Origin of the sequence: Pseudomonas sp. Leaf15 (assembly GCF_001421425.1) — a bacterium.
GTDB lineage: Bacteria > Pseudomonadota > Gammaproteobacteria > Pseudomonadales > Pseudomonadaceae > Aquipseudomonas > Aquipseudomonas salomonii.
In genome coordinates, this window is sequence record NZ_LMKI01000035.1 from 245,339 (window position 1) to 266,070 (window position 20,732).

General features: G+C 60.0%; 20 protein-coding genes. 3 read left to right on the forward strand and 17 right to left on the reverse strand.

Annotated features, from left to right (window positions below):
• The first annotated feature begins 33 nt into the window (after window positions 1–33).
• Window positions 34–1,005 carry a magnesium and cobalt transport protein CorA gene (locus ASE80_RS26935; protein ID WP_056861605.1) on the forward strand — a complete coding sequence of 324 codons (972 nt, stop codon included), beginning with the start codon at window positions 34–36 and terminating at the stop codon, window positions 1,003–1,005.
• Here the strand turns inward: ASE80_RS26935 and ASE80_RS26940 are convergent.
• From ASE80_RS26940 to ASE80_RS26950, 3 genes are all read right to left on the reverse strand, one after another.
• Window positions 1,002–1,727, reverse strand: coding sequence for an amidotransferase (locus ASE80_RS26940; protein ID WP_056861606.1), 726 nt, complete (start codon window positions 1,725–1,727; stop codon window positions 1,002–1,004). The genes ASE80_RS26935 and ASE80_RS26940 overlap by 4 nt on opposite strands.
• Window positions 1,728–1,938: 211 nt before the next feature.
• On the reverse strand, window positions 1,939–4,086 hold the full coding sequence (locus tag ASE80_RS26945; RefSeq protein WP_056861607.1) for a 3-hydroxyacyl-CoA dehydrogenase NAD-binding domain-containing protein: 2,148 nt from the start codon (window positions 4,084–4,086) through the stop codon (window positions 1,939–1,941).
• A gap of 16 nt (window positions 4,087–4,102) precedes the next feature.
• A complete protein-coding gene (locus tag ASE80_RS26950; protein WP_056861608.1) occupies window positions 4,103–5,308 on the reverse strand; it encodes an acetyl-CoA C-acetyltransferase in 1,206 nt (401 codons plus the stop codon).
• Window positions 5,309–5,956: 648 nt separating this feature from the next.
• On the opposite strand from ASE80_RS26950, the gene ASE80_RS26955 reads away from it, so the two are divergent.
• A complete protein-coding gene (locus tag ASE80_RS26955) occupies window positions 5,957–6,763 on the forward strand; it encodes a c-type cytochrome (RefSeq protein ID WP_056861609.1) in 807 nt (268 codons plus the stop codon).
• A gap of 121 nt (window positions 6,764–6,884) precedes the next feature.
• Here ASE80_RS26955 and ASE80_RS26960 read toward each other — a convergent pair whose 3' ends face one another.
• From ASE80_RS26960 to ASE80_RS27025, 14 genes are all read right to left on the reverse strand, one after another.
• Window positions 6,885–7,688 carry a transglutaminase family protein gene (locus tag ASE80_RS26960; protein WP_056861610.1) on the reverse strand — a complete coding sequence of 268 codons (804 nt, stop codon included), beginning with the start codon at window positions 7,686–7,688 and terminating at the stop codon, window positions 6,885–6,887.
• A complete protein-coding gene (locus ASE80_RS26965) occupies window positions 7,685–8,635 on the reverse strand; it encodes an alpha-E domain-containing protein (RefSeq protein WP_056861611.1) in 951 nt (316 codons plus the stop codon). Before ASE80_RS26965 ends, ASE80_RS26960 begins: the two co-directional genes overlap by 4 nt.
• Before the next feature lie 3 nt (window positions 8,636–8,638).
• Window positions 8,639–10,048 (reverse strand): circularly permuted type 2 ATP-grasp protein, encoded by a 1,410-nt coding sequence (locus ASE80_RS26970; RefSeq protein WP_056861612.1) that lies wholly within the window; start codon window positions 10,046–10,048, stop codon window positions 8,639–8,641.
• A gap of 414 nt (window positions 10,049–10,462) precedes the next feature.
• A complete protein-coding gene (locus tag ASE80_RS26975; RefSeq protein WP_003193463.1) occupies window positions 10,463–10,804 on the reverse strand; it encodes a ribonuclease E inhibitor RraB in 342 nt (113 codons plus the stop codon).
• 213 nt (window positions 10,805–11,017) lie between these two features.
• Window positions 11,018–11,254: a hypothetical protein gene (locus ASE80_RS26980; protein WP_056861689.1), complete on the reverse strand. Its 237-nt coding sequence runs from the start codon at window positions 11,252–11,254 to the stop codon at window positions 11,018–11,020.
• A gap of 103 nt (window positions 11,255–11,357) precedes the next feature.
• Entirely contained in the window at window positions 11,358–11,963 is a 606-nt protein-coding gene (locus ASE80_RS26985) for an START domain-containing protein (RefSeq protein WP_056861613.1), read from the reverse strand.
• Window positions 11,964–12,004: 41 nt separating this feature from the next.
• On the reverse strand, window positions 12,005–12,259 hold the full coding sequence (locus tag ASE80_RS26990) for a YkgJ family cysteine cluster protein (RefSeq protein WP_017138333.1): 255 nt from the start codon (window positions 12,257–12,259) through the stop codon (window positions 12,005–12,007).
• Between the two features lie 161 nt (window positions 12,260–12,420).
• Complete coding sequence (locus ASE80_RS26995) at window positions 12,421–12,912, reverse strand: hypothetical protein (RefSeq protein ID WP_056861614.1); 492 nt, start codon at window positions 12,910–12,912, stop codon at window positions 12,421–12,423.
• 115 nt (window positions 12,913–13,027) lie between these two features.
• Window positions 13,028–14,467: an aminotransferase-like domain-containing protein gene (locus tag ASE80_RS27000; protein WP_017138335.1), complete on the reverse strand. Its 1,440-nt coding sequence runs from the start codon at window positions 14,465–14,467 to the stop codon at window positions 13,028–13,030.
• A gap of 284 nt (window positions 14,468–14,751) precedes the next feature.
• Window positions 14,752–15,567: an OmpA family protein gene (locus ASE80_RS27005; RefSeq protein ID WP_056861615.1), complete on the reverse strand. Its 816-nt coding sequence runs from the start codon at window positions 15,565–15,567 to the stop codon at window positions 14,752–14,754.
• Entirely contained in the window at window positions 15,564–15,926 is a 363-nt protein-coding gene (locus ASE80_RS27010; RefSeq protein WP_017138337.1) for a DUF4398 domain-containing protein, read from the reverse strand. Before ASE80_RS27010 ends, ASE80_RS27005 begins: the two co-directional genes overlap by 4 nt.
• Before the next feature lie 9 nt (window positions 15,927–15,935).
• The gene (locus ASE80_RS27015; RefSeq protein WP_056861616.1) at window positions 15,936–16,745 is read right to left on the reverse strand and encodes a substrate-binding periplasmic protein; all 810 of its coding nucleotides are present in this window, start codon (window positions 16,743–16,745) and stop codon (window positions 15,936–15,938) included.
• Window positions 16,746–16,827: 82 nt separating this feature from the next.
• Entirely contained in the window at window positions 16,828–17,757 is a 930-nt protein-coding gene (locus ASE80_RS27020; protein ID WP_056861617.1) for an electron transfer flavoprotein subunit alpha/FixB family protein, read from the reverse strand.
• Window positions 17,758–17,759: 2 nt separating this feature from the next.
• The gene (locus ASE80_RS27025; protein WP_017138339.1) at window positions 17,760–18,509 is read right to left on the reverse strand and encodes an electron transfer flavoprotein subunit beta/FixA family protein; all 750 of its coding nucleotides are present in this window, start codon (window positions 18,507–18,509) and stop codon (window positions 17,760–17,762) included.
• A 507-nt stretch (window positions 18,510–19,016) separates the two neighbouring features.
• Here ASE80_RS27025 and ASE80_RS27030 point away from each other — a divergent pair.
• A complete protein-coding gene (locus ASE80_RS27030) occupies window positions 19,017–20,681 on the forward strand; it encodes an electron transfer flavoprotein-ubiquinone oxidoreductase (RefSeq protein WP_056861618.1) in 1,665 nt (554 codons plus the stop codon).
• Window positions 20,682–20,732: the final 51 nt, after the last annotated feature.

Consider the following 20,732-nt stretch of genomic DNA (forward strand, 5'->3'; position numbering starts at 1 on the left):
CACCTGTCCTCCTAACAAGAAGCGATCAGCACCATGGGTAGAGTTGTTGCGGCAGCCGTTTACAGCGCCGGTAAGAAAGTCACGGATATCACCCTCGACGAAGGCGCCGCCTGGGCTGCCAAACCCAACCATTTTGTATGGATCGGCCTGGAAGAACCCAGCGCCCAGGAGCTGGCCAACCTGCAACGCCAGTTCAACCTGCATGAACTGGCCATCGAAGACGCCCTGGAAAAACACAGCCGCCCCAAGCTTGAAACCTTCGGCGATGCGCTGTTTATCGTTACCTACTCACCGGTGCGCGAGAACGGCAAGCTGGAGTTTATCGAAACCCATATCTTTGCCGGCAACGGCTACATCATCACTGCGCGCAACGGTCACTCGGCGTCCTACGGCTTTGTGCGCCAGCGCTGTGAGGCGCGGCCGTTGTTACTGGAGCATGGGGAAGATTTCGTACTCTATGCGCTGCTGGATTTCGTCACCGAAAACTACCAGCCGGTGAGCGAAGCGATCCACGCCGAGATTGATGAGCTGGAGCGCAACGTACTGTGCAGTTCCCTGAGCGAGCGCGATATACAGAACCTGCACGGCCTGCGCCGCGATGTGCTGCGGCTTAAACGTTATGTGGCACCGATGGTGGAGATCAGCCAGGAGCTGCAGAAGCTGAGCTTCCCGTTTATCGACAAGAATATGCGCCCGTATTTTCGTGATGTGCAGATCCACGTGACGCGGCAGATGGAAGACCTCACCACCCTGCGCGACATCGCCAGCCAGACCATCGAGATCGGTGTGTTACTGGAGGCTTCACGGCAAAGCGTGGTGCAGCGCAAGTTCGCCGCGTGGGCGGCGATTCTGGCGTTCCCCACGGCGGTGGCGGGGATTTACGGAATGAACTTCCAGAACATGCCCGAGCTGCAATGGCACTACGGCTATTTTGCGGTGCTCGGGTTTATTGCGGTGGGCTGCACCAGTTTGTGGGCCAGCTTTAAACGCTCGGGCTGGCTTTAAGCCGCAGCCTCTGGCTTGTGGGCGACAAAGCGCATCATCCATTCCGCCACGGTGGCACCGTGGTGGTCACGCGCCAGGCTGGCCACGCCGTGGGTGTAGACCTTTTCGCCCAGGGTTGTCTGAAGAATCTCCAGCAACTCGCGGGAATAGTCGTGGATAAACTCCGGGTGGCCCTGGAAGCACAGCACCTGGTCTTCGATGTGGTACGCGGCATACGGGCAGAAATCGCTGGAGGCAATCACGGTGGCGTTGTCAGGCAGCGTGGTGACCTGGTCCTGGTGGCTGATCAGCAAGGTCAGTTCTTCCACCACCGGGCTCATCCAAGGTGCTTTGGCGTTGAGCTTGTAGTCGTGGATGCCCATGCCCCAGCCTTGGCTGGCGCGTTCGGTCTTGCCGCCCAGCAGCAGCGCGAGTAGCTGGTGACCGAAGCACACGCCCAGCAACTTGTCGCCACGCTCGTAGCGCTCAAGCACGTAGGTTTTGAGGGTTTGGATCCACGGGTCGGTGCCGAAGGAGTCGGCCTTGCTGCCGGTGATCAGGTAGGCGTCAAACACCTCGTCGGCAGGCGGGTATTCGCCCTGCACCACGTTGTAGATGACAAATTCGGCGGCAATCGGTTGCTTGGAGAACAGGCGCTTGAACATCTGCCCGTACCCTTGGTATTGATCGATCAAGCCCGGACGCAGGATATCGGTTTCCAGGATACAGACGCGTAGCGACATAAAAAATACCTGACACGGTGATGGGAATAATGCACAGCCCAGAGCCTGCCTTGAAACACCCCAGCAAAGCAAGTCCCGCCGAGTGAACACTTGTGGGAGCCGGGCTTGCCCGCGATAGCGGTGTGTCAGCCACTGCAAATATCGGCTGATATGACGCTATCGCGGGCAAGCCCGCTCCCACAGGGGTTCTCCATCATTCAAACAGGTCGGGTCAGGCAAATAGTTCATCTCTTGCAGCCTTCTCAAGTAACAACGCCGGCGGCGAGAACCGCTCCCCGTATTGCTCAGCCAGGTAGCGCGCCCGGGCAATGAAGTCGTTCAGGCCATACTGGTTGATAAACTGCAATGCGCCGCCACTCCACGCGGCAAAACCTATGCCGAAGATCGAACCGACGTTGGCATCCGCCGTGGACAGCAACACGCCCTCCTCCACGCACCGCACGGTTTCAATCGCCTGGATAAACAGTAAACGGTCGCGCACATCCTGCGCTGAGATCTGTTTGCCGGCTTGTTCGAAGCGGGTTTTCAACTCGGGCCACAGTTGCTTGTGCCCGCCCGCAGGGTAATCGTAAAAACCGCCGCCTGCCGCCTTGCCCGTGCGCTTGTATTCATTCACCAACAGATCGATCACGACCGTAGCCGGGTGAGTCGGCAGCGCTTTGCCTTCGGCTTGCAGATCCTTCGCCGTCTGCTGTCGGATATGGCTCATCAAGCTGAGGGACACTTCATCCGACACCGCCAGCGGCCCCACCGGCATACCGGCCTTGCGCGCTTCGGTTTCGATCATCGGCGCGGCCACGCCTTCGCCGAGCATGGCGATGCCTTCGTTGGTGAAGGTGCCGAACACCCGCGAGGTGAAGAAGCCGCGGCTGTCGTTGACCACGATCGGGGTTTTCTTGATTTGCAGTACGAAATCAAAACCCCGGGCCAGGGTTTCGTCGCTTGTGTGGGCGCCCTTGATGATTTCCACCAGCGGCATCTTGTCGACGGGGCTGAAGAAATGCAGGCCAATGAATTGGCCTTGATCGGGCACCGCTGTCGCCAGGCCAGTGATGGGCAACGTGGAGGTGTTGGAGGCGATCACGGCCTCGCTGCCGACCACGCTTTGCGCCGTCGCCGTAACCTTGGCTTTGAGATCCCGGTCCTCATATACGGCTTCGATAACCAGGTCGCAACCGGCCAGGTCGGCATCGGAGGCCGTAGGATGAATCCGCGCCAAGGTGCTTTCCCGCTGTTCGGCGGTCAATTGCCCACGGCTGACTTTCTTGTCCAGCAGCGCCGCCGAATGCGCCTTGCCCTTCTCGGCTGCCGCCAGGTTGATGTCCTTGAGCACCACCTCGACGCCCGCACAGGCACTCACATAAGCAATGCCTGCGCCCATCATCCCGGCGCCCAGCACGCCCACCTTGCGCGTGACATACGGGGCAAAACCTTTGGGCCGTGAGCTGCCGGCGTTGATCTCATTGAGCTGGAACCAGAAGGTGCCGATCATGTTTTTTGCCACTTGCCCGGTGACCAGCTCGGTGAAGTAGCGGGTTTCGATCAGGTGCGCGGTGTCGAAATCCACTTGGGCGCCTTCTACCGCCGCACAGAGAATTTTCTCCGGCGCGGGAAAGCAGCCATTGGTTTTACTGCGCAAAATCGACGGGGCGATGGCGAGCATTTGCGCAACTTTTGGATTTGACGGTGTGCCGCCGGGGATCTGGTATCCCTTGTTGTCCCACGGTTGTCTGGCCTCGGGGTTGGCCAAAATCCAGGCGCGGGATTTGGCCAGCAGTTCATCACGATCTGCCGCCAGCTCATTGATCAACCCCGCCTGCAAAGCCTGCTGCGGCCGCACTTTTTTACCTTCCAGCAAATACGGCAAAGCCTTCTCCAGCCCGAGCATGCGCACCATGCGCACTACCCCGCCGCCGCCCGGTAACAGGCCCAGGGTGACTTCCGGCAGGCCAAGCTGGGTGGATTTGTCATCCAGCGCCACGCGGTAATGACACGCCAGGCAAATCTCCCAGCCGCCGCCCAGCGCAGCGCCGTTGATCGCAGCCACCACCGGTTTGCCAAGAGTTTCCAGGCGCCGCAGTTGCGCCTTCAATACCAGCACGCTGTCGTAGAAATCCTTGGCGTGGGCTTTGTCGACTTTGATCAGTTCATTGAGGTCGCCACCGGCAAAGAAAGTCTTCTTCGCTGAGGTGATAACCACGCCGGCGATGTCGGCCTTTTCCGCCTCAAGACGTGTGACGGTGGCCGCCATGGCCTCGCGGTACACGCCGTTCATGGTGTTGGCGCTCTGGCCGGGCATGTCGAGGGTCAGCACCACAATCTGGTCGTGGCCTTTTTCGTAACGAATGGCTTCGGTCATGACAAATTCCTTGGGCTCAGAGGCGTTCGATGATGGTGGCGATGCCCATGCCACCGCCGACACACAGGGTGGCCAGGCCATAGCGCTGCTGGCGTGCTTCCAGCTCGTCGAGCAGGGTGCCGAGGATCGCGCAACCGGTGGCGCCCAACGGGTGGCCCATGGCAATGGAGCCGCCGTTGACGTTGACTCGGGCAGGGTCGACCCCCATGTCTTTGATGAACTTGAGGACCACAGAAGCAAACGCTTCGTTGACCTCGAACAGGTCGATGTCTTCAACGCGCAAACCGGCTTTGGCCAAGGCCTTGCGCGTCGCCGGTGCGGGGCCGGTGAGCATGATGGTCGGGTCGGTGCTGGTGACTGCCGTGGCGACGATGCGCGCTCGCGGTTGCAGGCCCAGCTCGCGGCCCTTGGCCTCGGAGCCGATCAGCATCAACGCGGCGCCGTCGACGATGCCGGAGCTGTTGCCCGGCGTGTGTACATGGTGGATACGCTCCACATGGCTGTAGACCCGCAACGCGGTGGCGTCGAAACCCATCTGGCCCATCATTTCGAAGCTTGGCTTGAGCTTGCCGAGGCCTTCGAGGGTGGAGTCGCTACGGATAAATTCGTCGTGGTCCAGCAGCACAATGCCGTTCTGGTCCTGCACCGCGATCAGCGACTTGTTGAAGGAACCGTCTGCACGAGCCCTGGCCGCTTTCTGCTGGGACTGTAGGGCGAAGGTGTCGACGTCCTGGCGGGTGAAGCCTTCCAGTGTGGCGATCAGGTCCGCGCCGATGCCTTGTGGCGTGAAGTGGCTGTGCAGATTGGTCTGCGGGTCGAGCACCCAGGCGCCGCCGTCGCTGCCCATGGGCACGCGGGACATGGACTCGACACCGCCGACCACCACCAGGTCTTCGAAGCCCGAGCGCACTTTCATTGCGCCAAGGTTCACCGCTTCGAGGCCCGAGGCGCAGAAGCGGTTGATCTGCACGCCAGCGACGCTGACGTCCCAGTCGGCCACCAGCGCGGCGGTCTTGGCAATGTCGGCGCCCTGGTCACCCACCGGGGTGACGCAGCCGAGGACGATGTCATCCACCTGGCGTGTGTCGAGGTCGCTGCGTTGCGCCAGCGCCGTCAGCAGGCCCGCCACCAGGTTTACCGGTTTGACGCTGTGCAGGGCACCATCGGCCTTGCCTTTGCCACGGGGCGTACGTATCGCATCAAAGATCAAAGCTTGGGTCATGACATCCTCGAGCAGCCAGTGCGTGTGTGCCTACCTTCAGGCCCGATTGACACGGTTTCAATGACGGATGCGCTCATTGCTTTTGACCCCCTCGCTCGGACGAACGGTAGGCAGCTATGGGAAACCGCTGATTAATCGTTTTAGCTGTCTAGCCTCGGGGCTGCCGCGAAGATGGCAATAAGCCTCATGCCGTTTTTAGCGCAAATAATGATTAGCTGATATGAAATGGATCTAAGCCGCGAAGAACGAGGGCTCTAAGGTTGAATCAGTAGGAAGCTGCTGCCGGGTTTTGCTGGGGCAGTTGTAAGAAAAGTGCAACGTCACATCGCGATACTGAAATACATCGGCACGCATTTGACGCTCAGGAATAACAACAAAAGGCAGTCAGCCATGTTTAAACATTCGAAAGTACGTCAGGCGGGACTTATTCTGTTCGCCACCACACTGATTCTGATCTTGCCCAATTTAACCAAGGTTATCGGGTGACGATTCAGCCTCCGGATTCCGTGTACACACAGCATCAGGACTGCAGTTTTTGGCAGCACCTGCCGGGACATTGCGCATAGCGGTCCTGTTGCAGGGGCTGTCTTTTTGCGCGCAGATTTCCGGTATCGTGGGCGCCACCGCCACTTCGAACCGGACTTTCCCTTGAAACCGATCCTTGCCTTCCTCGCCTTGATGTTGGCCCTGCCGGCAACGGCCGCGCAATTGACCATCGAACTCGACCACACCCGCAAGACCTGGCAGACCGCCGACCTGCTCAAGCACCCGGATGCGCAGACGGTGCAGATCGTCGATGACGTTTCCTACAAGCGCACCATGACCTATCGCGCCGTGCCGATGGCCTCTCTGCTGCCGGGTCTGAAGCCTGCGAACCATCTGCAAGCCGTGGCACTGGATGGGTTTGCCGCCGAACTCACCGCTGCGCCGTTGCTGGAGAAACACGGCGCTCGCGCCTGGCTGGCAGTGGAAGACCCGGCCCAGCCATGGCCTGCGCTGGCAGACGGCAAACCGAGTGCCGGGCCTTTCTATCTGGTATGGACCGACCCACAAGCCGGGCATATCAGCCCTGAACAGTGGCCGTTCCAGGTGTCCGCGATCAAGCAATTGAAGACGGTGGCGGAGCGTTTTCCGGCCTTGTTGCCTGACCCGAAGTTGGCCGCGAATGATCCGGTCAACCAGGGCTTTGCGCTGTTCCAGAAGAATTGCCTGGCGTGTCACCGTCTCAATGGCGCCGGTGATGCGCAGGTGGGGCCGGACCTGAATATTCCCTACAACCCCACCGAGTATTTCAGCGGGGATTTCCTCAAGCGCTACATTCGCGACCCGCAGAGCTTGCGGCATTGGCCACAGGCGAAGATGCCGGCGTTCAGCGCCAGTGTGTTGCCCGATGGCGAGTTGGATCTGCTGGTGGGGTACTTGAAGCATATGGCGGGGCGTAAACAGCAACCCTGAGCCCATCACAAACCCAGTGTGGGAGCTGGCTTGCCTGCGATAACGGTGGGTCAGCTACACCTGTGCTGGCTGGCAGGCCGCTATCGCAGGCAAGCCAGCTCCCACACTTAAAGTGCTGTGCCTATTGCTGCTGCACCGAAACCACCGGCGTCGGCGCCACGAACACCTTGGCATGCATCTGCTCATGCCCGCCGCCTCTGCGCATGCCGCGCACCGGGCAGGCGTCGAGGTAATCCAACCCCACCGCCAGCTTCAAATGCCGCTCCGGTCGGGCCAGTTGGTTGGTCACGTCAAAGCTGTACCAGGCGTTATCCAGCCAGGCTTCGGCCCAGGCGTGGCTGGCCAGGTGCGTGCTGTCTTCGGTGTACAAATACCCCGACACATACCGTGCAGGAACCCCCAGACTGCGTGCGCAGGCCAGGAACGCGTGGGTGTGGTCCTGACACACGCCCGCCCGACCCGCAAAGGCTTGGGCGGCGCAGGTGTCGACTTCGGTGGCACCGGGCGTGTAGACCATGGTTTGGTTGAGCGCGTGCATCAGGTCGATCAACGCGCTGCGGTCGCGACGTTGATGGCAGTGCTGTCGCGCAAAGCCCAGCAAGGCTTCATCGGGTTCTGTCAGGCGCGTGCTGCGCAGGAACGGAAACGCTGACTGGCTTTCGTGTTCCGCCTCGCGCAACTCGTCGATATCCACCTGGCCACGGGCGCCAATGATGATTGCATCGTGGGGCTCATCCAGGGTCAGCACGTGCAGGATATTGCCGAACGGGTCGACTTGCGCGCGCACCGGGCGCGGCAAATCCAGCTGCCAACTGATCACATGCTGGCGCTCGCTGTCGTGGGGCGTAAGGCGCAGGTACTGAATGCTGGCGCGCACCTGGTCTTCGTAGTGGTAGGTGGTTTCGTGGCTGATGGAGAGTCTCATGCGGCCTCCAGGTAGGAACTGTAGATGGCGTCGCCCAACTGGCGCACCAAGGGGATGAAGTCGGTCAGCCAGGCGTGCAGGCCTTCCTCGAGGATTTCGTCAATCGCAGTAAAGCGCAGGCGCGCGTCCATTTCGGCGGCCAGGCGCTGGGCCGGGCGGCCGTTGATGCCCGGCAGGCTGGCGAGGATCTGGTCGATCTCTTCGCTGCACGCCCTTAACGAGCGCGGGACGTCGGCCCGTAGCAAGAGTAATTCAGCCACTTGCCGGGCGCCGGGTGCGTCGCGATAGATCTCGGTGTAGGCCTCGAACGACGACAAGGCGCGCAGCAAGGCGCTCCACTGGTAGTAGGCATGGGCCGTGCCGTCGGTGACGGCGGCGGCTTGGTCGCCGGCCATTTCATAGCGCGCATCGAGCAGCCGCAAGGTGTTGTCGGCACGCTCAATAAAGGTGCCCAGGCGAATAAAGCGAAACGCGTCGTTACGCATGATGGTGCCGTAGGTGGCGCCGCGGAACAGGTGCGAGCGCTCCTTGACCCATTCACAAAACCGGCTCATGCCGTAACGGCTCAGCCCTTGCCGGGCGATATCGCGAATATCCAGCCAGGTGGCGTTGATGTTTTCCCACATGTCAGCGGTAATTCGCCCACGTACCGCATGGGCGCTGGCCCGCGCGGCGCCGAGGCAGCTGTAGATGCTCGCCGGGTTGGCCGCGTCTAGCGCGAAAAAGTGCAGCAGGCGCTCAGCATGCAACTCGCCGTGACGCGCGTGGTAATCGTCCAGAGTGCCGGTGATCAATAGCGGCATGGCCAATTCGTGCAGGCCGTCACCGCGCCCGTCCTGGGGCATCAGCGACAGCGAATAGCTGACATCGAGCATGCGCGCGAGGTTTTCCGCGCGCTCCAGATAGCGCGACATCCAGTACAAATCCGAGGCAGTTCTACTCAACATGGTTCAATCCTCGACCACCCAGGTGTCTTTGGTGCCGCCGCCCTGGGACGAGTTGACCACCAGCGAGCCTTCGCGCAGCGCCACACGGGTCAGGCCGCCGGGGACCACGCGGGTTTCCTTGCCGGACAACACGAATGGGCGCAGGTCGATATGCCGTGGCGCGATGCCGTTTTCCACAAAGGTCGGGCAGGTGGATAAACACAGGGTCGGCTGGGCGATATAGGCATGGGGCTTGGCCTTGATGCGTGCGCGGAAGGCTTCGATTTCCGCCGCCGTGGCGGCCGGCCCCACCAGCATGCCGTAACCACCGGAGCCTTGGGTTTCCTTGACCACCAGCTCCGGCAGGTTGGCCAGTACGTGGGACAATTCATCGGGCTTGCGGCATTGAAAGGTCGGCACGTTCTGCAGAATGGGCTCTTCATCCAGGTAAAAACGGATCATCTCGGTGACAAACGGGTACACCGATTTGTCATCCGCTACCCCGGTGCCGATCGCATTGGCCAGCACCACATTGCCCGAGCGGTACGCGGCCAGCAGGCCGGGCACGCCGAGCATCGAATCGGGGTTGAAGGCCAGCGGGTCGAGGAATGCGTCGTCGAGACGCCGGTAGATCACGTCCACCGCCTTGGGGCCGTCGGTGGTGCGCATGAACACACGGTCATCACGCACGAACAGGTCGGCGCCCTCCACCAATTCCACGCCCATCTCACGGGCCAAAAAGGCATGCTCGAAAAACGCACTGTTAAAACGCCCCGGCGTCAGCACCACCACGCTGGGGTTATCCAGCGGGCTTGAGCTTTTGAGGGTGTCGAGCAGCAGGTTGGGGTAATGGTCGATGGGCGCAATGCGCTGGGCCGCAAACAGTTCGGGGAACAGGCGCATCATCATCTTGCGGTCTTCGAGCATGTAGCTCACACCGCTCGGCGTGCGCAAATTGTCTTCCAGCACGTAGTACGTGCCGTCGCCGTCACGTACGAGGTCGACACCGGAGATGTGCGAATACAGATCGCGGTGCAGGTTCAAGCCCTGCATGGCCAGTTGGTATTGGTCATTGGCCAGCACTTGTTCGGCGGGGATGATGCCGGCCTTGATGATGCGCTGCTCGTGGTACAGGTCGGCCAGGAACAGGTTCAGCGCCTTGACCCGTTGAATGCAGCCACGCTCGACCATCCGCCATTCGCTGGCGGGAATGCTGCGCGGGATGGTGTCAAACGGGATCAGGCGCTCGGTGCCCTGCTCATCCCCGTAAAGGGTGAAGGTGATGCCGGCGCGGTGGAACAGCAAATCAGCCTCACGCCGACGCTGCGCCAGCAGTTCGGCGGGCGTTTCAGCCAGCCAGCGGGCGAACTCGCGGTAATGGGGCCGGACCTGCCCTGCCCCGTCGTACATTTCATCGTAATAAGTGCGGGTCATGCCGTACTCCTTGTCACTCGGACGCAAGCAGTGTTGCAAGGCCCGCGCCATCGGCATAAACACTTAAAAATCAGTAAGTTGAATAAACAACGGATTCCGCTTGCACCTTCCTGGTGCGCAGAATGCCCGCCGTCACGCCCCGCGCTTCATCACAATGCGGGTTTTGACTATCAACAGCATAGTCAGAGTTGATTTCACTGCCCGCCCCGCCTTGCGGATAATCACCCCTATCGGCTGAACAGGACACGTCCTACAGTTTCAGCGAACCGCTCTTCCCTTTGGGCCACCCTGTTTAAGTGGCTTTTTTTTGGTGCAAGAAAAGTGAGGTACAGGGTTAGGAGATTTCATACAGCACACACAAAATCGGCCAACCCGAAGGTCAGCCGATACGCTGCTTTACTCATCACAATTGAACTACATGGGTAACCCACGCACCTCCTGCTTGACGCCCCATCCTTCGATGATGCCGCCCAGCGGTTCCACCACCGCTTCAAAGTCCTGCTCGAAGTCTCCTATGCCGTCGTAGGTTGCGAACATGATTTTGCTCAGTTCCAGGTACCAGGCGCCGTCATCGCGCGCGCTGACCTGGGCATTCAGGGATTCCCCGCGAAAGCGACCCGCAGCCCTGCGCGCACGTTCCTCATCCGGGAAAATGGCGTAGAACTCGATGGGGTGAAAACGCGAGAAGTCGAACCCGCCTTCTTTCATCCGGCGCAGTACGTTGGTGCTGATGTCTTCTTGATAGGCTGTGCTCATGAAACGTCCTCCTCAAACCGATGGATAGACTTTCCGTGCTTCCCGAAGCCCGCGCCCTACTGGCGCGGGTACTACGGCAATAACAACACCGAGGGAAAACAAGCATGTAGCTGACAAGACCAGACCTTAGCGATTCATTCGCTGATCTCAATTGCAGAGTAGCGCGAAGCTATCACCTCCACCAGAGGGGTTTCGTGGTCCTACAGGAAATGTTCAGGCGGCGGGTGAGATGTCGAGGATCTGGATGCTGTTCTGATCTTTGAGGATCTTGACCGTAGGCTCGGGCTTGCGGCCCTCCAGGTCATTGAGGTCAAGTTCGGCGGCCACGGGCACCAGCTTGTTACGGATCATGTGCGCCGCGTCTTCGAGGCTGGGCTTTTGCGCGCAGGCGAACTGCTCCACGGTCTGTACACCGTGATCATCTACGAAGGTAATCTGCCACGTTTGCATCGGTGCCTCCTCGATAAAGCCCATGTGTGGGCTCACATCTATCTGGACCTTGAGCGGTCGGCAAACGTTCCACTCAAGGCCTCGGGCACCGGATTAACTGCGCTTATTTTTCAGCGTGTTCTTTCAAGGCTTTCAAGGTGTTAAACGGTGCGTCGACCACGAACTTGTTGGCCAGCCACGAGGGCACGCTGCCGCCTGGCTCGGTGTGCACCTGGTAGGTGACTTCGGTTTGGTTATCGCCTTTTGGCACCAGTTTCCAGTAGCCGTCTACCTTCTCAACACGTACGTAACCTTTCACTTCGGGCTGGTATTTCGGCACTTCCAGCAGCTTGCGCGTCACGGTGCCGTCGGCGGCCTTGGAGGTGGTGATCTCAAGGATCGAGTCGCGGTCGGTCACCGGGAACGGCGCCTTGAACTGGGTGTAGGTCCAGCTCTTGTCACCTTCGGTCTTGAGCAGTTTTTGCGATTTGCACTCGTGAATCCAGGCGCAGGCACCGGCCACGTCTTCCTGCAGGGCCTGGATCCTGGCGATGGGGGCCTTGATCACGGTGACACCGCGATAAGCCTTGTACTTGGAGCCGGCGATTTCGCTCAAGGACACTTTGATACCGTCTTCGTCCTTGGCGACTTGCCAATCTTCAGCCTGGGCAGTGGCAGCAAACAACACCGTAAAACCGCACACCACAGCCAATCGTTTCAGCGAACCCATTGTTGTATTCCTTATTTTTGAAGTTCCGATAGTAAAGCCCATCAAGCCGCCGTCATCTGCTCCCACCAGCCGATCAAACGGATCGCATCGGCCTGATCGTTGCCGCACACCTCAAGGTCTGCCTTGAAATCACTGCACACCGCCGGCCGCTCCGGTTGCCCGAACAGCTGGCATAGCTGTTCGACCGACAGGTGCAGGCAACGTTCTCCCGCCGGTTTGCCATTGGGCATTCCCGGTAACGGCGAACTGATGGAGGGGGCAATGCAGCATGCGCCACAGCCTTCACGGCATTTCATGACCAGCAGGTCCTCGACGACTCAATGTGGATGACCGGGCTAGAGTACGCCCTTAAACAGCCGTTTTAAAATGGTCTAACAGAGGTTTTTCGCACAAAACAAAAGTGACCAACCAGTCTGCGACAGATGGTGGAAGGCGTACGTCACCTAAGCGGGCAATTTTATTGCTTGAACTCGAAATCCAGCGCCGCGCCTTCGATGTCACGGCGCTCTTCGTTACGCAGTTGCAACTGCATCTGGTTGCTGAGCAAGCGGCCATTGATCTGGAACGCACTGTTGTCGGTGGGTTTTTCCGCAAACATCGGCGGCAACAGCGGCACGCTCTTGGGTTTAGGCATGGTGCCGATGGGTTGCAAGTGCCTGACCATTTCGGTGGGCAGGGACAGGTCCAACTGTGCCGGTGGCAGTTTGGTCTGGGCCACTTCGTGGGCAGATTTGGATTTGCTCGCCATCGGTGCACGTTTTTTCACGACGGCGGTTTTTTTCTTGGCCGCCGGGGCTTTTTTAGCCGACGCCGGTTTCTTCGCGGGAGCCTTCTGCTCAGTGCTGGCTGCGGGCTTGCTTTGAGTCACGGGGGCTGCCGCCAGGACGGTGCCGACGTTACACAGGCTTAACAGGCCAATCACCACAACAGCGCGAAAAATAGAGGTCATATTGCCTACAGCATTAACGGCAGAAGGCCATATGCTCGCTTGTTGAGCGCGGCATGACAACCCTTGTGATCAGCCGGTCAATGTAAGTGTCCCCTTTTCGCGCCTCAGTCCAGGTTCAAAATCCGGCCGCAGTTTCCTGGCACAACTGGCTGGCCAACATCCCCAACGTCATCAGCGCCCGCTCTGCTTCGCGGTTCCACGGCGTGCCGCAGTTAAGCCGAATACAGTGGTTGAACTGTTCCGTATTACTGAAGATGACGCCCGGTGCGATGCTGATGCCCTGCTGCAGTGCGCGCACGTGCAGTTCCTGGGTATTGACCCTTCCCGGCAAACTGACCCACAGGATAAAGCCGCCGGTCGGGCGGGTCATCTGCGTGCCTTCGGGGAAATACTGCTGCACCGCCAGCTGGAATGCGCTGAGGTTCTTGCGGTATTCCTGGCGGATGTAGCGCAGATGCCGGTCGTAGCCACCGTTTTCCAGGTACGCCGCCACACCCATCTGGGTAACGCTGCACGCCGAGTGGGTGCTGAACATCTGCAGCCGCTGGATTTCCTGCTGATACTTGCCGGCAATCATCCAGCCAATGCGCACGCCAGGCGACAAGGTCTTGGAGAAACTCGAGCAGTAGATCACCCGGTCCAGGCGGTCATAGGCTTTAAGGGCCTTGGTACGACCCAGCTCGAACATCAGCTCGCCGTAGATATCGTCCTCGACGATCTGAATGTCGAAATCCGAAGCCAGGCGCAGCAACTGTTTCTGCCGCTCCTCGGGCATGGTCGCGCCCAGCGGGTTGCTCAGGCGTGTGGTCAGCACTAGGGCCTTGATCGACCATTGGTTGGCCGCCAGTTGCAGCGCCTCAAGGCTCATGCCCGTCGCCGGGTCGCTGGGGATCTCGATGACCTTGAGGCCCAGCAGGTCGGCCAGTTGCAGCAAGCCGTAATAGGTCGGCGACTCAGCGGCGATCAAGTCGCCTGGGCGCGTCAACACACGCAACGACATCTGCAACGCATCAACACAGCCGTGGGTGATCACCACTTCGGACGGGTCCACCACCACGCCGGCATCACGCATGCGAATCGCCACCTGGCGGCGCAGCGGCTCGAAACCGGGGCTGAACATGTAGCTGAAGGCCCGCGGGCTCTGGAAACGCGTGACCTTGGCCAGTTGCTGATGCAACGCGCGCACCGGCAAGTAGTCGACACTCGGCACGGCCGCGCCCAGCGGGAATACCCCTTCGCGGCGCGACTCGACCAATACCTGCTGGATAATGCTGCTGCGCGTGACCAACCCCGGGCGCTCAACCCGGGCGATATCCGGCGTCGGCGCCGTGAGTGCAGGCGTCTGGTGCACGTAATAACCCGACTGCGGCCGTGCACGAATCAGCCCCTGGTCTTCCAGGTTCGCGTAGGCCTGCAACACCGTGGCGTGGCTGACGTTGAGCTGTGAGCTCATCTTGCGCACCGAAGGCACACGCTCGCCGGGTTGATAAACACCGCGCCGGATGTCCTCAGCCAGTTGCTGGGCGATACGTTGGTAAAGCAACAGATTGGTCATGACGCAGCACTCGATTTCACGGGTATTTTATTTTTGTGTGAAACATACCGGCACAGTTTAGAAGTGTACGGGGACAGTTGCCACAATAGTCGAGCGCGGGCGGCAGTGATAGAAAAAACTGTTAGGGCAAGATGCATAAAAAAACCGATCAATGATCGGTTCTGTGTGTACACGGCAATCTGTGGGAGCTGGCTTGCCTGCGATAGCATCGCCTCGGTTTGCCTGCTGTACCGAGGCGCCTGCATCGCAGGCAAGCCAGCTCGCACATTGATCGATGCCGGGTTTTAGCGGGCAGCGCCCAGTTGGCCTTTTTCGTCGGAGAACACAATTTCCACCCGGCGGTTCTGCGCGCGGCCGCGCTCTGAGGCGTTGGCCTCTACCGGGTACTGGTCACCGTAGCCCTCGACCTGGATACGTTTTTCATCGATGCCCAGGTCCATCAGCACATCGGCCACCGATTGCGCGCGGTCGCGGGACAGCTTGAGGTTTTCCTGCTCGCCACCGGTGTTGTCGGTATAACCCTCTATGCGCACCACGCGCTTGGGGTTCAACTGCAGGAACTGCACGATCTTCAGCACGGTGCGGTTGGCCGAGTTTTGCAGCTCGGCGTCACCGGTGTCGAACAACACATCGCCCAACGTCATGACCAGGCCGCGATTGGTCTGGGTGGTGGTCAGGCTGGCGATTTGCTCTTCGAGCCACTTGCCCTGCTGCTGCACGCTGGCCAATTTGCTCTCACGCAGGGCCAGTTGCAGGCGTTGGCGCTCCAGTTCCAGCTTGGTGCCGCGCTCGGCATTAAGCCCCTGCTCGGTGTGTTCGCGGGCGATCTCGCTGTAGCGCTGGCTCAGGTAAGCGTAGTGCACCACATCGGGGCCGCTGCCCCAGTAGCTGGACAAGCGATCAGCGCGGGCCAGGGATTCGCCGGCGCGAATCACGTCCTTGGGCGCAAAGCGCAGCACATTCGCGTCTTCCTTGACCTTCTGGAAGTCGCTGCCGGCTTGTTGCAGCGCCTGCTCGCTGTTGGGATGGCTGACGCAACCGCCCAACGCCACGCTGCCCAGCAGCAACACACCACTCAAACCACGGATCAGCGGGCTCATTGGGCTTCTCCCAGCTGCAATTGTTTGCGTAGTCGGGCGATGCGGGTGTTGAGCACGTTCAGTTGCTCCTGGCTTTTGCGCGTCAATACCCGTGCTTCAGCGAGGCGCGCGTCCAGCTCGGCCTGTTCGGCCTGCATGCGTGCATCCTTATAAGACTGGTCGGCCATGTCGGCCCGCGCTTTGGCGAACTTGTCTTCAGCCAGTTTCAGTTCAGGCGATTCATCGGTGCTGGCGCCCACGGCATTGGCCTGTTCCAAGGCCTGCTGAGTGAGGCGTATTTGTTCATTCGGCGCAGGATCAGCTGCACATCCCGCCAGAGCGACAACGGCGAGGGCCGCGAAAAGAGGTCGAAGAGTCACTGAAAATCCTTACTTTGCTGGGGTGCCGACGGGTTGCTGCAATTGCGCTTTCCAGCGTTCGAGGTTGCGCTGCAAGGCGGCTTGCGCGACACCGGACGCGGGCAATTCTGTCATCTTTTTCGCCAGCTGTCCGCGCAGCCACGGATCGTTGCAGGCGGAGTTGTGGGAAATCGCCAGGTACAGGCCGGGCTGGTCGATAGGGATTTCGCGGGCGATCAGGTCATTGCTCATGCCCAGCGTCTGGGCCATGGCCATGCCTGAGTAGCGCCCGGCCAGCACGTAGTCGACTTCACCCAGCAGCAGTTTCTGGAACGCCGGAGTCAAGCTGGGCAGGCGTTGCAGGCTCAACTGTTGGCCGGCGAAGGTGTCGAAACCAGCGCTCAAGCGCGCACGCTCGGAGACCGCGCCTTTATGCCCGTGCAAGTCGTCAGCAGTGGTGTAAACCAGCGGCGAATCCTTGCGCGTCCACACCAAGTAGTCGATCTGCACCAGCGCCGGGTGGATGTAATCGAGGGTTTCCAGCTCGCCGAGGTTCAGCGGCGCATCGGCGAGAATGTCCATGCGCCCACTGCGCACTTCATCCAGGGCCAGCGAACGTTTGCCGCCGTAGAGCAGGTCGATTTTAACGCCCAGGTCCTTGCCGACGTGTTGCAGTACATCGGCAGTGGCGCCGATCAGGTGCGTTGGGTCTTGAGGGTCACGCCAGAGCAACGGCGGCGCGTCCGGGCTGCCGGTGATCACCAGGCGATCACACTTGCCGGCGGCTAACGCAAGGCCGGGCAATAGCGACAAAACCAGCAATACGGGACGCAGATCCATGGCGGTTTCTCCGATATTCAAAAAAGCCGGGCAAAAAAAACCCGGTCACAAGACCGGGCTCTTTATAAGTGAAGCGGCTGGATTAGACCAGCTTCTCCAACTCGGGTACGGCTTCGAACAAGTCTGCCACCAGGCCATAATCAGCCACCTGGAAGATCGGCGCTTCTTCGTCCTTGTTGATCGCAACGATCACTTTGGAGTCTTTCATACCGGCCAGGTGCTGGATCGCGCCGGAGATACCGACGGCGATGTACAGCTGTGGCGCAACGATTTTGCCGGTCTGGCCGACCTGCATGTCGTTGGGTACGAAACCTGCGTCGACGGCCGCGCGGGAAGCGCCGACCGCAGCGCCCAGCTTGTCGGCCAGGGCGTACAGGTGTTTGAAGTTGTCACCGTTCTGCATGCCGCGGCCGCCGGAAACGACGATTTTGGCAGCGGTCAGCTCAGGGCGATCCGACTTGGCCAGCTCTTCGCCGACAAAGCTGGAAGTGCCAGCGTCGTGGGCAGCGGAGACGGCTTCAACGGCAGCCGAACCACCTTCAGCGGCAACCGGGTCGAAACCGGTGGCACGCACGGTGATGACTTTTACCGAAGCGTTGGATTGTACGGTGGCAATGGCGTTACCGGCGTAGATCGGGCGCTTGAAGGTGTCAGCGCTTTCGACCGAGATGATCTCGGAGATCTGGTCAACGTCCAGCTGCGCGGCAACGCGTGGCAGGATGTTTTTGCCGTTGGAAGTGGCGGCAGCCAGGATGTGGCTGTAGCCAGCGCCCAGCTCAGCTACCAGCGGAGCAACGTTTTCCGGCAACTGATGCGCGTAAGCAGCATTGTCAGCGTTCAGGACTTTGCTCACGCCCGCGATTTTCGCAGCGGCTTCAGCCACGGCGCCAGCGCCCTGACCTGCTACCAGCACGTGAATGTCGCCACCGATTTTGGCTGCGGCAGCAACAGTGTTCAGGGTGGCCGGGGCCAGCACCTTGTTGTCGTGTTCGGCGATTACGAGGATAGCCATGATCAGATCACCTTCGCTTCGTTTTTCAGTTTCTCGACCAGTTCAGCCACCGACTTGACCTTGATGCCCGCGCTGCGTGCAGCCGGTGCTTCAACCTTGACGGTCTTGTTGGTAGAGGCGGTGGAAACGCCCAAAGCTTCTGGAGTCACCGATTCAAGCGGCTTCTTCTTGGCTTTCATGATGTTTGGCAGAGACGCGTAGCGCGGCTCGTTCAAACGCAGGTCGGTGGTGACGATGGCCGGCAGTTTCAACGAAACGGTCTGTGCGCCACCGTCGATTTCACGGGTCACAGCGACGCTGTCGCCGCTCACTTCGACTTTGGAAGCGAAGGTGCCCTGGCCGTAACCGGTCAGCGCAGCCAGCATCTGGCCAGTCTGGTTGTTGTCGCTGTCGATGGCTTGTTTGCCGAGGATCACCAGCTGAGGCTGTTCCTTGTCGACAACGGCCTTGAGCAACTTGGCCACGGCCAGGGAGGTCAGGTCTTCAGCCGACTCAACCAGGATGGCGCGGTCAGCGCCCAGGGCCAGGGCGGTACGCAGCTGCTCTTGGGCAGTGGTCGGGCCGATGGAAACCACCACGATTTCAGTCGCCACGCCTTTCTCTTTCAGGCGTACAGCTTCTTCCACAGCGATTTCGCAGAAAGGGTTCATCGACATTTTGACGTTAGCAAGGTCGACGCCGGAATTGTCCGCCTTGACGCGAACTTTCACGTTGTAATCGACAACGCGTTTGACAGCTACAAGAACCTTCATGGATTCCTCGTTACTCTCCGGTGAAAAGAAAGTCGCCTAGGCGAACCTGGCGGTTGATGCTCATCGGCACACAAGGGCACCTCCAAAAACTTCGGCGGATGACCTTGCTCACGGGAAATGATGACCGTTCGTCAGGGGTGACTGAGAGGTCATTCTTTATCGCAGCGTGTAAACTGCGCGCCATCGTTTGGACGCGCGTCACCTGTCGTGCTTTTGGACGTGCTCTTGAAACCTGCAGTCTGCCTACGGTAAGCGCAAAACCGACCGTATATTGACCGGAACGCCTATTCTGGTCAATACGCCAAAATAGCCAGTCATAAGCCGCGTTGCTTTGATTTACCTAGCCTGCAAGCAATTCAAACAAACGTTTGTATTGGACGCTGCCAGTGGTGTAGATATAATGCGCCACCTAGAGAGAAAGGTGGGTCTTGCCATTGTTGCAAGACGACACCGAACCTCCACCCATTAGAAAAAAAAGCCTGTTGAGCCTTGAGTAGGAGATAGCCTGTGGAACGCGAATACATGGAATTCGACGTGGTCATCGTCGGCGCTGGCCCGGCAGGCCTGTCTGCCGCCTGCCGACTGAAGCAGAAGGCCGCCGAAGCCGGTAAAGAAATCAGCGTCTGCGTGGTCGAGAAAGGCTCCGAAGTCGGCGCCCACATCCTCTCCGGTGCCGTGTTTGAACCACGCGCCCTGAACGAACTGTTCCCGGACTGGAAAGCCCTCGGCGCCCCGCTCAATACCCCGGTAGTGCGCGATGACATCTATGTACTGCGCAGCCCCGACGCCTCCACCAAGGTGCCTGACTTCTTTGTGCCCAAGACCATGCACAACGAAGGCAACTACATCATCTCCCTGGGCAACCTGTGCCGCTGGCTGGCCCAGCAAGCCGAGAACCTGGGCGTGGAAGTCTACCCAGGCTTCGCCGCCCAGGAAGCGCTGTTCGACGAGAACGGCGTGGTGCGCGGGATCATCACCGGTGACCTCGGCGTCGACCGCGAAGGCCATCCGAAAGAAGGCGTCTACACCCCCGGCATGGAGCTGCGTGGCAAATACACGCTGTTCGCCGAAGGCTGCCGTGGCCACATCGGCAAGCAACTGATCCAGCGCTTCAACCTGGACAGCGACGCCGACGCCCAGCACTACGGCATCGGCCTCAAGGAAATCTGGGAAATCGACCCGGCCAAGCACCAGCCAGGCCTGGTGGTACACACCGCCGGTTGGCCGCTGGACATCATGAGCAACGAGAACACCGGCGGCTCGTTCCTTTATCACCTGGAAAACAACCAGGTGGTCGTCGGCCTGATCGTCGACCTGTCCTACAGCAACACCTTCCTGTCGCCGTTCGATGAGTTCCAGCGCCTCAAGCACCACCCGGTGCTGGCCCAGTACCTGGAAGGCGGCAAGCGCATCAGTTACGGCGCGCGCGCTCTGGCCAAAGGCGGCATCAACTCGTTGCCGAAGATGGTCTTCAAGGGCGGTGCATTGATCGGTTGCGACCTGGGCACTATGAACGTGGCCAAGATCAAAGGCAGCCACACCGCGATGAAGTCCGGCATGCTCGCCGCCGAGGCCGTGGCCGAGCGCCTGTTCGCCGAATCCGAAGGCGGTGACGAACTGACCAACTACGTCGACGGTTTCAAAGCCAGCTGGCTCTACGAAGAGCTGTTCGCCAGCCGCAACTTCGGCCCGGCGATGCACAAGTTCGGCCCGATCATCGGCGCCGGCTTCAACTGGTTCGACCAGAATATCCTCGGCGGCAAAATGCCGTTTACCTTGCACGACACCAAGCCGGACTACGCCTGCCTGAAGCTCGCCAAGGACAGCAAGAAGATCGACTACCCCAAACCCGACGGCAAGCTGAGCTTCGACAAGCTGAGCTCGGTGTTCATCTCCGGTACCAACCACGAAGAAGAGCAGCCGTGCCACTTGAAGCTAAAAGACCCGAGCATCCCGATCGGCACCAACCTGCCGCTCTACGATGAACCGGCGCAGCGCTACTGCCCGGCTGGCGTGTATGAAGTGATCACCAAGGAAGACGGTGAGAAGCGCTTCCAGATCAACGCCCAGAACTGCGTGCACTGCAAGACCTGTGACATCAAGGACCCTTCGCAGAACATCACGTGGGTGACGCCGGAAGGCGCGGGTGGGCCGACTTACCCGAATATGTAAGGCGGCTGCTTGAACAAAAAAGGCTCCCAAACGGGAGCCTTTTTTATGCCC

What these genes read in the sequence shown, in the direction of transcription:
- ASE80_RS26950 (WP_056861608.1), bottom strand. Translation starts at nt 5,308, where the DNA reads ATGACCCAAGCTTTGATCTTTGATGCGATACGTACGCCCCGTGGCAAA.
- ASE80_RS26975 (WP_003193463.1), bottom strand. Translation starts at nt 10,804, where the DNA reads ATGAGCACAGCCTATCAAGAAGACATCAGCACCAACGTACTGCGCCGG.
- ASE80_RS26995 (WP_056861614.1), bottom strand. Translation starts at nt 12,912, where the DNA reads ATGACCTCTATTTTTCGCGCTGTTGTGGTGATTGGCCTGTTAAGCCTG.
- ASE80_RS27025 (WP_017138339.1), bottom strand. Translation starts at nt 18,509, where the DNA reads ATGAAGGTTCTTGTAGCTGTCAAACGCGTTGTCGATTACAACGTGAAA.
- ASE80_RS26980 (WP_056861689.1), bottom strand. Translation starts at nt 11,254, where the DNA reads ATGCAAACGTGGCAGATTACCTTCGTAGATGATCACGGTGTACAGACC.
- ASE80_RS26945 (WP_056861607.1), bottom strand. Translation starts at nt 4,086, where the DNA reads ATGACCGAAGCCATTCGTTACGAAAAAGGCCACGACCAGATTGTGGTG.
- ASE80_RS26990 (WP_017138333.1), bottom strand. Translation starts at nt 12,259, where the DNA reads ATGAAATGCCGTGAAGGCTGTGGCGCATGCTGCATTGCCCCCTCCATC.
- ASE80_RS27015 (WP_056861616.1), bottom strand. Translation starts at nt 16,745, where the DNA reads ATGGATCTGCGTCCCGTATTGCTGGTTTTGTCGCTATTGCCCGGCCTT.
- ASE80_RS26985 (WP_056861613.1), bottom strand. Translation starts at nt 11,963, where the DNA reads ATGGGTTCGCTGAAACGATTGGCTGTGGTGTGCGGTTTTACGGTGTTG.
- ASE80_RS26970 (WP_056861612.1), bottom strand. Translation starts at nt 10,048, where the DNA reads ATGACCCGCACTTATTACGATGAAATGTACGACGGGGCAGGGCAGGTC.
- ASE80_RS26960 (WP_056861610.1), bottom strand. Translation starts at nt 7,688, where the DNA reads ATGAGACTCTCCATCAGCCACGAAACCACCTACCACTACGAAGACCAG.
- ASE80_RS26935 (WP_056861605.1), top strand. Translation starts at nt 34, where the DNA reads ATGGGTAGAGTTGTTGCGGCAGCCGTTTACAGCGCCGGTAAGAAAGTC.
- ASE80_RS27000 (WP_017138335.1), bottom strand. Translation starts at nt 14,467, where the DNA reads ATGACCAATCTGTTGCTTTACCAACGTATCGCCCAGCAACTGGCTGAG.
- ASE80_RS26965 (WP_056861611.1), bottom strand. Translation starts at nt 8,635, where the DNA reads ATGTTGAGTAGAACTGCCTCGGATTTGTACTGGATGTCGCGCTATCTG.
- ASE80_RS26940 (WP_056861606.1), bottom strand. Translation starts at nt 1,727, where the DNA reads ATGTCGCTACGCGTCTGTATCCTGGAAACCGATATCCTGCGTCCGGGC.
- ASE80_RS27020 (WP_056861617.1), bottom strand. Translation starts at nt 17,757, where the DNA reads ATGGCTATCCTCGTAATCGCCGAACACGACAACAAGGTGCTGGCCCCG.
- ASE80_RS27005 (WP_056861615.1), bottom strand. Translation starts at nt 15,567, where the DNA reads ATGAGCCCGCTGATCCGTGGTTTGAGTGGTGTGTTGCTGCTGGGCAGC.